Consider the following 14,409-nt stretch of genomic DNA (forward strand, 5'->3'; position numbering starts at 1 on the left):
CATGCCATGAAACAACGAGACGCAAAATTCACGCTTGGTGAGATCGTTCGCCATAAGGTGTTTCCGTTCCGAGGTGTGATTGTCGATGTCGACCCGGAATATGCCAACACCGAGGAATGGTGGAATGCCATCCCTGCGGAAATAAGGCCGGATCGCGACCAGCCGTTTTATCATCTTCTGGCTGAGAACGAGGAAACGGAATATGTCGCCTATGTCTCTGAACAGAACCTTGTTCATGATGACAACGAGACACCGTTGAGAAACCCGAACATCGGACGCCTCTTCGACAAGGCGCCAAACGGTGAATGGCGACCGAAGATGTCGACTGCGCACTAAGCGCCTGACGACAAGCAGTCATCGCGCACCTCATTACGCACCAGGGCATAAAAAAACCGGTCTGTTTCCAGACCGGTTTTTTCTTTCGCCATAAGCGAGAAATCAGGGCTTCGGAGCAGCCTTGGCAGCGTCCTGAGCAGCTTCGAGCTTCTTGCGAGCCTCTTCAGCCTTCTTCTGCATGCCTTCCTGCAGGGTACGCTGGCTTTCAGCGAGCTGCGACTGGGTGATCGGCGCGCCATCATAGGCACCGGTGAAGCCAGTGAGGGCAATCTTGATCGGGTTCGGCGCACGGCGGAAGTTGATCGAGGTGAAGACAACCTCGCTACCCTTCTTCAGCGAAGCGATCATTGCATCTGTGAGCGGGATTTCGGCGGTGCACTTGTCCGGAAGGCAGACAGCGTAGTCGAGCTTCTGGCCCTTGCCGCCATCGATCTGCATCTGCACGCCCGGAGGAATGAGACGCGCGGTCGGTACGGAAACCTGAAGCAGCTTGCGGTTGACCTTGCCTTCGACAGTGATGAGGCCGACAGCGGTGATCATCTGGCCGTTCTGGGCAAGAACCACGTTCTGCACGACGCAGACGTCGTTGTCTTCCTGCTTGGAGCAGGTCTTGAACCAGCCGAGCGGCGGAGCGCCAGCCGGTGCGGCAGCTTCCTGCGCCTGCGAAACAGCCGGAGCAGCAACCGCGCCCAGAGAAAGAACGAGAGCGGACAGAGCCGTCCGGGTGAAAATGTTTGCCTTTTGCATCATAAGAGTTCCGTCTCCTGAATGTCTGCCGGAACAGAACGCAAGGTCCTGCTTGTCGATGGCGGTATCCTTCTGCCCGTTCAACTGTCGTTTAAATGAGGCAAATGCGTGACCCGTCTCTTCCGGCCACCCTGTTACATGCCGTTCGGCGCGATATCCAGCGTTTCTTTAACTTTTTCTTGAGCGGAGGCAAGATTTCGGGCCCTTGCCTGCCTTCCCGGCGGGCTTGTGTTACAGTCCGGCCAGAATCAGACCGGCAGTTGAGACAGGATAGTGAAATGCGTAACCTTGCGGCCCTTATTCCCGCATTGTTTTTTTCGAGCGTCGCCTTTGCGCAGCCGCTTCACGGGATTTCCATGCACGGTACTCCCGCCCTTTCGCCGGACTATAAACACTTCTCCTACGTCAACCCGGACGTGAAGAAGGGTGGACGCGTCTCCTATGGCGTCGTCGGCACCTTCGACGCGCTCAATCCCTTTGTTCTCAAAGGAATGCGCACGACCGCACGCGGCGTATGGGACCCTGAATTCGGCAATCTGCTTTACGAACCCCTGATGCAGCGTTCGAATGACGAGCCCTTCTCGCTCTATGGTCTGCTGGCGGAAACCGCCGAATGGGATGAGGAGCGCACCTTCATCCAGTTCAACCTCAATCCCAAGGCAAAGTGGTCTGACGGGCAGCCGGTGACGCCTGACGACGTGATCTTCACCTTCAATCTTCTGAAGGAAAAAGGCCGCCCACCCTTCGACAGCCGCCTGAATGGCGTCGAAAAAATGGAAAAGGTCGGCGATCACAGCGTTCGTTTCACCTTCAACGACAAGGCAAACCGCGAAACGCCGCTGATTCTTGCCTCTTCCACCCCGATCCTGCCGAAACACGCGATCGATCCGGAAAAATTCGAACAGGCAGGCCTCGGTCCGGTCATCGGCTCCGGTCCTTATCGAATCAAGACATTGCGGCCAGGCGAACGAATCGTCTGGGAGCGGAACCCGGATTACTGGGGCAAGGACATTCCGGCCAAGGTCGGCTTCGACAATTATGATGAAATCAGCGTGATGTATTTCCTGCAGGTGCCAACAATGTTCGAAGCCTTCAAGAAGGGCGACATCGACATCTACCCGGAAGGCGATGCAATCAACGGCACCTCCGACACCTCGCACTGGGGTCAGGCCTATAACTTCCCCGCCGTGCATCGTGGCGACATCGCCAAGGACGTCTTCCAGCCGAAATTGCCATCCGGCATGTTCGGTTTCATCTTCAACACGCGCCGCTCCGTCTTCGCCGATGAAAAGGTGCGCGAAGGTCTGTCCTATGCGCTCGATTTCGAATGGCTGAACAGGAACATTCTGGGCGGTGCCTTCAAGCGCACCCAGAGCTACTGGCAGAATTCGCCGCTTGGCGCTTACGGTAATGCGGCCGATGAGCGGGAACTCACCCTGCTTGGCGACGCGGCAAAACGACTGTCGCCAGAGTTGCTGGCCGGCACCTACGCATTGCCGGAGACCGATGGTTCCGGCGTCGACCGCAAGGTTCTCAAGATGGCCGTGGATACGCTGAAAGAAGCGGGCTACACCATCAAGAACGGCCGGATGAGCAATGCGGACGGGCGCCCGCTGACGTTCGAGGTGATGACCCAGAATCCGGCACAGGAGCGCATCGCACTCGCCTATCAGCGATCACTGAAGCTGATAGGGGTCGACATGGCGATCCGCTCGGTTGACGATGGCCAATATCAGGCGCGGTCGAACAGTTTCGACTACGACATGATTATCCGCTCCTACCCCTCGTCGCTGTCGCCGGGCGCGGAGCAGTTGAACCGCTGGAGTTCTCTGTCGAGAGACGCCCAGGGCAGCTTCAACTATGCGGGTGCGGCTGATCCCGATATAGACCGGATGATCGATGCCCTGTTACAGGCCCGCTCGACAGAAGATTTTCAGGCGGCTGTCCGCGCTTATGACCGCCTGCTCGTCGCCGAACACTTCGTCATCCCGCTCTATTACATCGGAGCGCAGTGGGTGGCACGCTGGAAGTATATCGAACGACCGGACATGACACCGGTGTTCGGCAATCAGAAACAGACCTGGTGGGATGCGCGCGCACAATAGCCGCGCCGCCGGTCGGAAATTCGGAGAAAAACCATGGAACGCATCGTTATCGACGTCGTATCGGATATGGTCTGCCCCTGGTGTTACCTCGGCAAGGCACGACTCGATCTTGCCATCGCCGAAGTGCAGGATGAGGTCAGTGTGGACGTGAACTGGCGTCCCTACCGCCTCAACCCGGATTATCCGCCGGAAGGCGTCGACCAGAAAGCCGCTCTCGAGGAAAAGCTCGGCAAGGAGCGTCTGGAGCAGGCGCACACCACGCTGACGCAGCTCGGCAAGGAAGTCGGCATTCACTATGATTTCGATGCCATCAAGATCGGCCCGAACACGCTCGATGCGCACCGCCTTTCGCTCTGGGCGCACGCCGAAGGTCGCGAAGTTCAAGAAAAGGTCGTCAACGGCCTGTTCAAGGCGAATTTCGAAGAAGGCCGTAATATCGGCGACCATGCGGTTTTGACCGACGTTGCTGAAAAGGCCGGCATGGACCGTGCCGTCGTTTCGCGACTGCTGGCATCGGATGCCGACAAGGACACCGTACTGGCGGAAATCGATGCCGCCCAGCAGATGGGCGTTTCCGGCGTGCCGTTTTTCATTCTCGATCAGAAATACGCGATAAGCGGCGCGCAAACGCCCGATGTCCTAATTGCTGCACTGCGGGATATTGCAAAAATGAAGGCTGAAGAGCATAGAGCGATGAACTGACGGCAAACGCCGGCAGTTCTATCCTGAACGATATGCTGTTGGTGTTTTCCCATGTCAGACCAGTCCCTGAAGGGCATCCTGCTCGCCTTTGCTGCTTTCGCCGCATATGCTTGGAGTGATGCCAGCGTAAAACTCATCGAAGGGCAGCTTTCGCCGATCCAGTCCGCGTTTTTTGGCGCCTTTTTCGGTCTGTTTGCCCTGCCCTTCATTCGCAAACGCAACGACCGCTGGGTTGACATCGTCAGGACGACCAATCGTCCGCTCTGGCTGATCCGCTTTTTTGCCTCGGGTATCGGCGCGGTCGGCAGCGTCACCGCCTTTACCCATCTGTCGATGGCCGAGGCCTTCGCGTTGATCTTCCTGCTTCCCTCCTTCGTTACCATCATGTCGGTGGTGTTCCTGAAGGAGCAGGTCGGCATCAAGCGCTGGTCTGCGGTCCTCATCGGTTTTGCCGGTGTTCTGATTATCCTGCGCCCCGGTTTCCGTGAGCTGTCGATCGGCCATCTCGGCGCCATTCTCGGCGGTTTCGGCGGCGCTCTGACCATCGTGATTTTCCGTGCCATGGGACCGTCGGAAAAGAACATTTCGCTTTATGGCGCGGGCGTTCTGGGCTGTCTCGTCATCTGTGGCATTGCCATGGTGCCGACATTCGCCCCGCCAACCGGTCATCAATGGCTGCTTCTCGCCGGGTACGGCCTGCTTGGCGCGCTCGCCAACGTGTTGATCATGTATGCAGCACAATACGCGCCGGCCGCGATGATTGGCCCGACGCAATATAGCCAGATGCTCTGGGCAATCTTTTTCGGTTACCTGATTTTCGGTGACCACGTCGATGGCTGGATGCTGGTCGGCATCGTTCTCATCGTCGGTTCCGGTCTCCTGACGCTGGTTCGCGAAAAGCAGCGCAAGGTTCCCCTGCCCACATCCATTGCCGCCACCGACCAGAACGTCGCAGTGGCAATGACGCCGCAAGACGGCGACGACAGCAAGGCGAGCTGAGAAACCTCAGCTCTTTGCCAATTCCGCAAGCTGGGTCATGACCATGGCCGCACCCGTAAGACGCTTTTCCGGGGTCGGCAGATCGCGGGTCAGGAACAGGCTGTGGTCCGGCCTGATCTTCGCCATGGAACCCTGCTTGCCGATATAACCGACCAGAGCCGCCGGGTTCGGGAATTCCTTGTTGCGGAACTGCACGACAACGCCCTTTGGGCCGGCATCAAGCTTCTCGACATTGGCGATGCGGCACAGCGACTTGATATAGACGATCTTCAGAAGATGCTGGACTTCCTTCGGCAACGGGCCGAAGCGGTCGATCATTTCCGCGCCGAAACCATCGATCTCCGAAATATCGGCCAGTTCGCCGAGACGGCGATAGAGACCCATACGCAGATGCAGATCCGGTACGTAATCTTCCGGGATCATCACCGAGGTGCCGACGGAGATCTGCGGCGACCAGCCGGTATCCTGCACCTCTTCATCGCCCTTCACTTCCGCAACAGCTTCTTCCAGCATCTGCTGGTAAAGCTCGAAACCGACTTCCTTGATGTGGCCGGACTGCTCCTCGCCAAGCAGGTTGCCCGCACCGCGAATATCGAGGTCGTGGCTGGCAAGCTGGAAACCGGCGCCCAGCGTATCGAGCGATTGCAGAACCTTCAGGCGGCGTTCCGCCATCGTGGTCAGAACCTTGTTGACAGGCAACGTGAATAGCGCGAAAGCGCGCACCTTCGAACGCCCAACGCGACCGCGAAGCTGGTAAAGCTGCGCCAGGCCAAACATGTCAGCACGGTGCACGATCAGCGTGTTCGCGGTCGGCACATCAAGACCGGATTCGACGATGGTGGTCGACAGAAGCACATCATATTTGCCGTCATAGAAGGCATTCATGATGTCTTCGAGTTCACCAGCCGCCATCTGGCCATGCGCCACAGCCACCTTCAGCTCCGGCACATCCGATTGCAGGAAGGCGTGGATATCGGCGAGATCGGCAAGACGCGGGCAGACGTAGAAGCTCTGGCCACCACGATAATGCTCGCGCATCAGGGTTTCGCGGATCACCAGCGGGTCGAACGGTGAAATGAAGGTACGCACCGCCATACGGTCGACCGGCGGCGTGGTGATGAGCGAGAGTTCGCGCACACCAGTCATGGCAAGCTGCAGCGTACGAGGAATAGGCGTGGCCGAAAGCGTCAGCACATGCACGTCGCTTTTCAGTTCCTTCAGCCGTTCCTTGTGCTTCACGCCGAAATGCTGCTCCTCATCGATGATGAGCAGACCGAGATTGGCGAAGCTGATGCCCGCGCCGAGAAGCGCATGCGTACCGACGACGATATCGGTCTTGCCCTCTGCCACTTCCTTCTTGGTCAGCGTCAGTTCCTTGGAGCCGACAAGCCGCGATGCCTGCTGCACGCGGATCGGCAAACCACGGAAACGTTCCGAGAAGGTGCGGAAGTGCTGGCGCGCCAGAAGCGTGGTCGGCACGACCACCGCCACCTGCACGCCGTTCATGGCGGCAAGGAAGGCGGCGCGCAGCGCCACTTCCGTCTTGCCGAAACCGACGTCGCCGCAAATCAGGCGGTCCATCGGACGCCCGGCGCCCAGATCTTCGCGAATGGCGTCGATGGCGTTGAGCTGGTCTTCCGTCTCGTCATAGGGGAACCGGGCCGCGAACTCATCATAGAGCCCATCCGGCGCCGTCAGCGCCGGTGCATGACGCACCATGCGCGCGGCAGCGATCCGAATAAGATCGCCCGCCATATCCAGAAGCTTCTTCTTGAGCTTGGCCTTGCGCATCTGCCATGCGCCACCGCCGAGCTTGTCGAGCTGCGCTTCGGCCGCATCCGAACCATAACGCGACAGAAGATCGATGTTTTCGACCGGCAGGAACAGCTTGGCCTCATCGGCATAATGCAGTTCCAGGCAGGCGCGTGGTGCGCCCGCTGCTTCGATGGTGCGCAGGCCGACAAAGCGGCCGATACCGTGCTCGGCATGGACGACCAGCGATCCCTCATCGAGACCCGCGACTTCGGAGATGAAGTCGGCACCGCGCTTGCGGCGCTTGGACCGGCGCACCATGCGATCGCCAAGAATATCCTGCTCACCGATGACGGCGAGAGTGCCTGTTTCGAAACCGGCTTCAAGGCTGAGTACGGCAGACGCCGCCTCCCCCTTACCGAGCTTTTCGATCTCTTTCAGCGATGCCACCGGCTTGATCTTCTCAAGCCCGTGCTCGTTCAGCACCTGAAGCAGACGGTCGAGCGAACCCTCCGACCAGCCGGTAATCAGGACCTTCCAGCCTTTGGCTCGCCGTTCGGCAATGTGCTTGACGGCGAGATCGAAGACATTGATCCGCTCTTCATCGCCTGTCTCGGTCGGCGGACGTGCCCACCGCGGCCCGACATGCGCATCGAGCGTGGCGACCGGCCGGCCCTGCGTGTCGTGTTCGTTGAACGGCGTCAGGCGAACGGCATTGACCTCGGCGAGAGCCGCATCGAAGTTCTTGCCATCGAGGTAAAGCTGACCGGGCGAAACGGGCTTGTAAGGTGCGCCCTGCGTCGCACCCTTCGTTTCACCGGAATTGCGGCGCGCTTCGTAATAATCGAGAACGAGCTTGGAGCGTTCCTTGGCCGCTTCGCGCGCCGTATGATCAGTGACGATGCGGAAACCCTTGAGATAATCGAAGGCCGTTTCCAGCGTTTCATAAAACAGCGGCAGCCAATGTTCCATGCCGGCATAACGGCGGCCTTCGGACACAGCCTGATAGAGCGCGTCGTCGCGGGTCGCCGCACCAAACAGCGACAGATAATTCTTGCGGAAGCGGCTGATCGTATCCGGCGTCAGCGTTACCTCGCTCATCGGATTGAGATCGAGAGAACGGGCCTGACCGATGGTGCGCTGGCTGGCGGGATCGAAGGTACGGATGCTTTCCAGCGTATCGCCGAAGAAATCGAGGCGCACGGGTTCTTCCGTGCCCGGGACGAAAACATCGAGAATACCGCCGCGTACGGCAAATTCGCCGACCTCGCGCACCGTCGCCACCCGGTCGAAACCGTTGCGCTCAAGCCGTGCGGCAATCTCTTCCATACGAATCTGATTGCCGGGCTTTGCCGAGAAGCCGAGGCTTTCGATGATGTCGCGGGGCGCCATCTTCTGCAGCATGGCATTGACGGTGACGAGCACGATCGCCGGATGCGGCTTTTTCGCGTGGTTGATGAGACCGGACAACGCTGCCAGCCGCCGCGCCGAGGTATCGGCGCTGGGCGACACGCGGTCATAGGGCAAGCAGTCCCATGCCGGAAGCGTCAGGACCGGAATATCGGGCGCAACAAAACCGAGGATCTGCTCCAGATCGGCCACACGTTGCCCGTCCGACATGACGTAGGCTACGGAGGTTCCCGCCCGCGCCATGTCTGCAAGCAGCAGCGCTTCCATACCCGAAGGCACGTTTCCGATGGTCAGCGGCGTATCGGCCGACGCGACCAGCTTGACATCGAATCCGGCAATCATGTTTCAGGCTTTCGCTTTTTCGGCTGTGACGATGTCGAAGTCCGGACGGTAGGACGCAATCTTCTCGAACAGCGGCGTCTGGAATTTCTCCGGCACCGGCAGAGCGCCCGTCACCATCTTGACCAGGTCGTTATCCTCTTCCGCCATGATGATTTCCAGCTCATCGAGCTGCTCTTCAGACAGATCGGCAATGTGGTCTTCCGCGAACTGGCCAAGCACCAGATCCATCTCGCGAATGCCCCGGTGCCAACAGCGATAAAGTATCCGCCTGCGCCTCGGTTCGAGGTCCGCACTCGTCCGCACCAGTCCAGTCATCGCATTCACCTTTCGGTTGGCTATTCAACAAGATGTTGATTGCGACCTCCTATAGAACATGTCGGGAACGGTTGGGAACCGGTTTTTACTGAAATTACGTCGCCGTGTAGAAAAACTGCGGGTGATAAACGGCCTTTGTCGCAGCTACGGTCTTGCAATGCGCGCGCCCTTCCCCGATTTTGCAGGCCATGCGTCCGGCCATACTCGATCCCCTTTTCGCCAGCGTCTCCACCCTTGCCGGTGTGGGGCCGAAGCTTGCCGATCTTCTGGCCAAACTTCTTGGCCGCGAGAACGCGGAAGACACGCGCGTCATCGACCTGTTGTTTCACGCTCCGTCAAACGTCATCGACCGACGCAACCGTCCGGGCATTGCGCTGGCACAGCCGGGCGCCATTGTCACCATCCAGGGACGCGTTGACCGCCACCAGCCGGCACCGCCCGGCAACCGATCGGCTCCCTACCGCGTATTCCTGCATGACGACACCGGCGAGCTGGCGCTGACCTTTTTCCGTGCCAAAGGCGACTGGTTGTCGAAAGCCCTGCCTGTCGATGAAGAGGTGCTCGTCAGCGGCAAGGTCGACTGGTTCAACGGCCGCGCCTCGATGGTGCACCCCGATTTCATGGTGAAACTGTCCGAGGCGGAAAACCTGCCACTGGTCGAAGCCGTCTACCCGATGACCGCAGGGCTCTCATCAAAGGTTCTGAAACGCGCTGTCGATGGTGGCCTCTCCAAACTGCCCGCCTTCCCCGAATGGATCGACGAGACGCTGATCGCCAAACAGGGTTTCGCCGGTGTTGCGGAAAGTTTCCGCGAACTGCACGATCCACGCGACGGCACCGATATCGATCCCCGTGCGCCCGCCAGACGACGGCTGGCCTATGACGAGTTTCTGGCCGGACAGCTTTCACTGGCGCTGGTAAGACAACGATTGCGCAAGGTGGCAGGGCAACCGATCCGCGCCAAGGGCGATGTTGCCGCAAAAATTCTCTCGCAACTTCCTTTCTCGCTGACACCGAGCCAGAATGTCGCCGTCAAGGAAATCCTGACCGACATGGCAGGCGAAGACCGCATGCTGCGACTGCTGCAGGGTGATGTTGGCGCGGGTAAAACGCTTGTTGCCCTGATGGCCATGGCAACGGCGGTCGAGGCCGGTGGACAGGCCGTGTTAATGGCCCCGACCGAAATCCTGGCACGCCAGCATTTTGCAACAATCTCGAAATATGCGGCCGCAGCCGGTCTCACCTGCGAGGTTCTGACCGGGCGCACCAAAGGCAAGGAGCGCCGCGAAATCGAGGAGCGCGTTGCCTCCGGTGAAGCACAGATCATCATCGGCACGCACGCGCTGTTCCAGGATAGCGTCGCCTATAAAAATCTGGTTCTGGCAGTGGTGGACGAACAGCATCGCTTCGGTGTGCACCAGCGCCTGCGTCTCACCGCCAAAGGCATTACCCCGCATATGCTGGTGATGACCGCGACCCCCATTCCGCGAACGCTGGTTCTGGCCGCCTTCGGCGACATGGATGTTTCCAAGCTCACCGAAAAACCGGCCGGTCGCAAACCGATCCAGACCGTGACCATTCCAACCGAACGCATCGGCGATATCGTTGATCGTCTGAGAAAGGCACTTTCTGACGGCAAGAAGGCCTACTGGATTTGCCCACTGGTGGAAGAATCCGAGGAATCCGACCTGATGTCGGCGGAAGAGCGTCACGCGGTTCTGAGCAAGGCACTGGGCGCTGATATCGGCCTCATCCATGGGCGCATGAGCGGTCCGGACAAGGATGCCGCCATGCTGGCCTTCAAGAGCGGCGAGACGCGTCTGCTGGCGGCAACCACCGTGGTGGAAGTGGGCGTGGATGTGCCCGATGCCACAATCATGGTCATCGAACACGCCGAACGTTTCGGCCTTGCCCAGCTTCACCAGTTGCGCGGCCGTGTCGGGCGTGGCGACGAGGCATCAACCTGTATTCTGCTCTACAAGGGGCCCCTCAGCGAAAACGGTCGGGCGCGTCTGTCGATCCTGCGCGATAGCGAGGACGGCTTCCTGATCGCCGAAGAGGATCTGAAGCTGCGCGGCGAAGGGGAGCTTCTCGGCACCCGACAATCCGGCACGCCCGGCTTCCGCATTGCCAGCCTTGAGGCGCATGCCGATCTCCTGGAAATTGCCCGCAAGGACGCCGCCTATGTGATAGAGCGCGACCCCGAATTGACCGGCAAACGCGGCGAAAGCCTGCGTACCCTGCTCTACCTGCACCGTCGCGATGAAGCGATCCGCTTCCTGCACGCCGGATAAAGAGAACACACGATATGAACATGCACGACGTCTCACGCCCGCCGCCCGCTTTCCAGAAGGGCTATGCGCTATGCTCCCCGGACAATCTTCTCCAGCCGGACACATTTGCGAAATCCGAAAAGAAAGCAATCGGCAAGGTTTTCAAGAAACCCGGTCGCAAGAAAGCATGGATGAAAGCGCTGGAAGAAGGCTGGAGCGTCAAGCTCGTTTACATGCGCCTTTTCGTCCCGGTATTTCATTCGACCACCGTGACCACGGATCTGGACGACCTGGATGACGACGACGATTGATTAATTGATCGGCGCGAAAAGCCACGCCAGTCGTATGAGACACACCTCACACCGGCGCGATAGTCTTGGGCGGGGTGAAATCGGGGGCGACGAGACCGCCGGAGATCAACAGCTTTGCCGCGTCTTCCGGCGTCATGTAGAGCATGACGATCTTCTTTTTCGGTACGAACAGCAGAAAGCCCGCCGTCGGAACCGGGGTCGGCGGCAGGAAGACCGCGACCATTTCTTCACCGAGTTCGTTGAAACGGTGAGCCAGCTCTCCCTTGGCCTCGGACGCCACGAACACCAGCGCCCATGTCCCGGATGACGGAAACTCGATCAGACCGACTTTCTTGAAGGAATTCGAGTGCTCGCGCAGCACCGATTCGAAGATCTGCTTGATGCTCTTGTAGATCGGCCGCACCAGCGGCATGCGGTTGAGAACGGACTCACCGAGACCGACAATCCACTTGCCGATCAGGTTGTTGCCCAGAAAGCCGATCATTGTGATGGCAATCACCGCGATCAGCAGCCCGAAACCGGGGATCGCAACATCGAAATACTGCTCCGGATCATAACGCGCCGGAATATAGGGTTTGACCCAGCTATCGGCCCATTGCAGGAAACTCCACACCAGCCACATGGTCAATGTGACAGGCGCGAGGATCAGCACACCCGTGAGGAAGCTGTTGCGCAGGCGGGCCGCAAAGGAAACTTTAAGTGGATTTTCGGTCATGTACCAATCGGTAATTATACGGCATCGCCGTAGAAGCCCTGGTGAAAACCGACAATGCCGGATGGAGTTCCACCGTGCAAGGTCAGCGCCATCAAATATTCGTCGGGAATACCGTCACTTGTGAGACCGGCCACATTGGCGAAACCGAAGCGTCCGTAATAGGCCGGATTTCCAGCGAGTACACAGCCCGAAGCCCCCATCCCATCCAACGCCGACAGGCCAGCACGAACAAGCGCCGCACCGACGCCCTGCCCCTGATTTTCGGGGAGGACGGACAGTGGGCCGAGAGCAAACCAGCCCGCCTCACCGCTCGACAGGGTGACCGGCGAAAATCCGATATGGCCGATAATCTCGTCGCCATGTTCAGCCACCAGTGAAACCGCCAGCGCTCCCGCCTGCCTTAACCGCCCAACGATCAGATGTTCCGTCTGATCGCTAAAGGCCATGTTACGGAAAGCAGCTTCCGTAACGCGAGAAATATCAGCTTCGTCTCCAGAGCGTTCCGGGCGAACGATCATTCCACGGTGACCGACTTTGCGAGGTTACGCGGCTGGTCAACATCCGTGCCCATGAAGACAGCGGTGTGATAGGCGAGAAGCTGGATCGGCAGCGAGAACACCATTGGCGCGATCAGCTCGTCGACGGTCGGCAGCGTGATCGTCGCCATCGTCGGCAGCTTGGAGGCGGCAGCGCCCTTCTCGTCCGTAATGAAGATGATGCGGCCGCCGCGTGCGGCAACCTCCTGCATGTTCGAAACGGTCTTTTCGAAGAACCGGTCATGCGGTGCAATCACGATCACCGGCATATTCTCGTCGATCAGTGCGATCGGTCCATGCTTCAACTCACCCGCGGCATAACCTTCGGCGTGGATGTAGGAGATTTCCTTGAGCTTCAATGCACCTTCCAGCGCCAGCGGGAAGCTGGTGCCACGGCCAAGATAAAGCACGTCCTTGAAGCGCGACAGGTCGCGCGACAGGCCCTCGATCTGCGGCTGGATGATGTTGAGCACCTGGCTCATGATGCGCGGCATCTCGATGAGATGGCGCACCAGTTCGCTTTCCTGCTCTGCCGTCAGCGTTCCGCGTGCCTTGCCGGCAGCAATCGCCAGCGACGCAAGAACCGCGAGCTGGCAGGTGAATGCCTTGGTGGAGGCCACGCCGATCTCAGGCCCGGCCAGAATCGGGAACACCGCATCCGACTCGCGCGCAATGGTCGATTCACGCACGTTGACGACTGCGCCGATCTTGAGGCCCTCATCCTTGCAGTAACGCAGCGACGCGAGTGTATCGGCCGTTTCACCGGACTGCGAGATGAAGAGTGCGGCCTGTGATGGCGACAGCGGCATTTCGCGATAACGGAACTCCGACGCGACATCGATTTCGACCGGCAGGCGCGCATAACGCTCGAACCAGTACTTACCAATGAGGCCGGAAAGATAGGCCGTTCCGCAGGCGGAGATGGCAAGGCCAGACAGCTTGGAGAAATCGATTGCCTTGTCGGCGTCCTTCACCTTTCTGGAGGCGAAATCCACGTAGTGGGAGAGCGCATGCGAAATGACTTCCGGCTGCTCGTAGATTTCCTTTTCCATGAAGTGGCGGTGGTTGCCCTTGTCGACCACGAATGCGGTGGCCTGCGAAATCTGCCGCTCGCGCTTCACGGGATTGCCGGAGAAATCGATGATTTCGGCGCCCTGACGGGTGATGATGGCGCAATCGCCATCCACCAGGTAGGTGATCTCGTTGGTGAAGGGCGACAGCGCGATGGCGTCCGAGCCCAGGAACATTTCACCACGACCGTAACCAACGGCAAGTGGCGGACCGGAACGCGCCGAGAGCAGCGTACCGGGATCGTCCTGGAACATCACCACCAGCGCATAAGCACCGGTGACGCGGTTCAGCATCTTCAGCATCGCCTCGCGATGGCCAATGCCCTCGCGAGTATATTTGGCCAGAAGTTGCGCCACCACTTCCGTGTCGGTCTGGGTGGTAAAGGTCGCCCCTTCCGCCGTCAGCTCCTCGCGCAATTCCGCGAAATTCTCGATGATGCCGTTATGAACGACGGCAACGCCATCCACAAAATGCGGATGGGCATTGGTTTCGTTTGGCACACCGTGGGTTGCCCAACGGGTATGGGCAATGCCAACGAGACCGGGAAGCGGCTCTTCGGAGAGCTTCTTCTCGAGGTTGAACAGCTTGCCTTCCGCACGGCGGCGATCCATCGCACCGTTTTCGATGGTGGCGACGCCTGCCGAATCGTAACCGCGATATTCAAGGCGCTTCAGCGCATCGACAAGCCGTTCAGCAACAGGCTGGGTTCCGACAATTCCGACAATTCCGCACATATATTTCTCCAGACGACGATCACTTTCGCCGAAACTACTAACCGTTTCTTAGAAATCGGCA

12 protein-coding genes are annotated in these 14,409 nt (G+C 59.1%); 6 read left to right on the plus strand and 6 right to left on the minus strand.

Features of this window, described 5'->3' with window-relative positions; translation table 11 throughout:
- Positions 1 to 6 precede the first annotated feature (6 nt).
- Positions 7 to 336 (plus strand): heat shock protein HspQ, encoded by a 330-nt coding sequence (hspQ, locus tag HWX89_RS19140; protein ID WP_138793825.1) that lies wholly within the window; start codon positions 7 to 9, stop codon positions 334 to 336.
- A 102-nt stretch (positions 337 to 438) separates the two neighbouring features.
- Here the strand turns inward: hspQ and HWX89_RS19145 are convergent, their stop codons facing one another.
- Positions 439 to 1,086, minus strand: a complete 648-nt coding sequence (locus tag HWX89_RS19145; RefSeq protein WP_138793826.1) for an invasion associated locus B family protein — start codon at positions 1,084 to 1,086, stop codon at positions 439 to 441.
- Positions 1,087 to 1,361: 275 nt separating this feature from the next.
- Between HWX89_RS19145 and HWX89_RS19150 the strand changes: the two genes are divergently transcribed.
- From HWX89_RS19150 to HWX89_RS19160, 3 genes are read left to right on the plus strand one after another with little or no spacing between them, the layout of a single operon-like run.
- Entirely contained in the window at positions 1,362 to 3,188 is a 1,827-nt protein-coding gene (locus tag HWX89_RS19150) for an extracellular solute-binding protein (RefSeq protein WP_138793827.1), read from the plus strand.
- Positions 3,189 to 3,221: 33 nt separating this feature from the next.
- Entirely contained in the window at positions 3,222 to 3,890 is a 669-nt protein-coding gene (locus tag HWX89_RS19155; RefSeq protein WP_138793828.1) for a DsbA family oxidoreductase, read from the plus strand.
- A gap of 51 nt (positions 3,891 to 3,941) precedes the next feature.
- Complete coding sequence (locus HWX89_RS19160; protein WP_138793829.1) at positions 3,942 to 4,889, plus strand: DMT family transporter; 948 nt, start codon at positions 3,942 to 3,944, stop codon at positions 4,887 to 4,889.
- A 6-nt stretch (positions 4,890 to 4,895) separates the two neighbouring features.
- Here the strand turns inward: HWX89_RS19160 and mfd are convergent, their stop codons facing one another.
- Both mfd and HWX89_RS19170 read right to left on the minus strand, forming a co-directional pair.
- Positions 4,896 to 8,393: a transcription-repair coupling factor gene (gene mfd, locus HWX89_RS19165; RefSeq protein WP_138793830.1), complete on the minus strand. Its 3,498-nt coding sequence runs from the start codon at positions 8,391 to 8,393 to the stop codon at positions 4,896 to 4,898.
- Between the two features lie 3 nt (positions 8,394 to 8,396).
- Entirely contained in the window at positions 8,397 to 8,708 is a 312-nt protein-coding gene (locus tag HWX89_RS19170; RefSeq protein WP_138793831.1) for an FAD assembly factor SdhE, read from the minus strand.
- 188 nt (positions 8,709 to 8,896) lie between these two features.
- Here HWX89_RS19170 and recG point away from each other — a divergent pair, with 188 nt between their 5' ends.
- Together recG and HWX89_RS19180 are read left to right on the plus strand one after the other, a co-directional pair.
- Positions 8,897 to 11,002 carry an ATP-dependent DNA helicase RecG gene (gene recG, locus HWX89_RS19175; RefSeq protein WP_138793832.1) on the plus strand — a complete coding sequence of 702 codons (2,106 nt, stop codon included), beginning with the start codon at positions 8,897 to 8,899 and terminating at the stop codon, positions 11,000 to 11,002.
- Between the two features lie 14 nt (positions 11,003 to 11,016).
- The gene (locus HWX89_RS19180) at positions 11,017 to 11,292 is read left to right on the plus strand and encodes a hypothetical protein (protein WP_138793833.1); all 276 of its coding nucleotides are present in this window, start codon (positions 11,017 to 11,019) and stop codon (positions 11,290 to 11,292) included.
- 46 nt (positions 11,293 to 11,338) lie between these two features.
- Here HWX89_RS19180 and HWX89_RS19185 read toward each other — a convergent pair whose 3' ends face one another.
- Genes HWX89_RS19185 through glmS form a run of 3 tightly spaced genes read right to left on the minus strand, consistent with a single transcriptional unit; the run spans position 11,339 to position 14,348 of the window.
- Positions 11,339 to 12,007 (minus strand): DUF502 domain-containing protein, encoded by a 669-nt coding sequence (locus tag HWX89_RS19185; protein ID WP_138793834.1) that lies wholly within the window; start codon positions 12,005 to 12,007, stop codon positions 11,339 to 11,341.
- Between the two features lie 14 nt (positions 12,008 to 12,021).
- Complete coding sequence (locus HWX89_RS19190; RefSeq protein ID WP_138793835.1) at positions 12,022 to 12,525, minus strand: GNAT family N-acetyltransferase; 504 nt, start codon at positions 12,523 to 12,525, stop codon at positions 12,022 to 12,024.
- Positions 12,522 to 14,348: a glutamine--fructose-6-phosphate transaminase (isomerizing) gene (gene glmS / locus HWX89_RS19195; protein WP_138793836.1), complete on the minus strand. Its 1,827-nt coding sequence runs from the start codon at positions 14,346 to 14,348 to the stop codon at positions 12,522 to 12,524. The genes HWX89_RS19190 and glmS overlap by 4 nt, the downstream gene beginning before the upstream one ends.
- Positions 14,349 to 14,409 lie beyond the last annotated feature (61 nt).

Source organism: Rhizobium sp. RM (assembly GCF_013390595.1).
Classification (GTDB): domain Bacteria; phylum Pseudomonadota; class Alphaproteobacteria; order Rhizobiales; family Rhizobiaceae; genus Agrobacterium.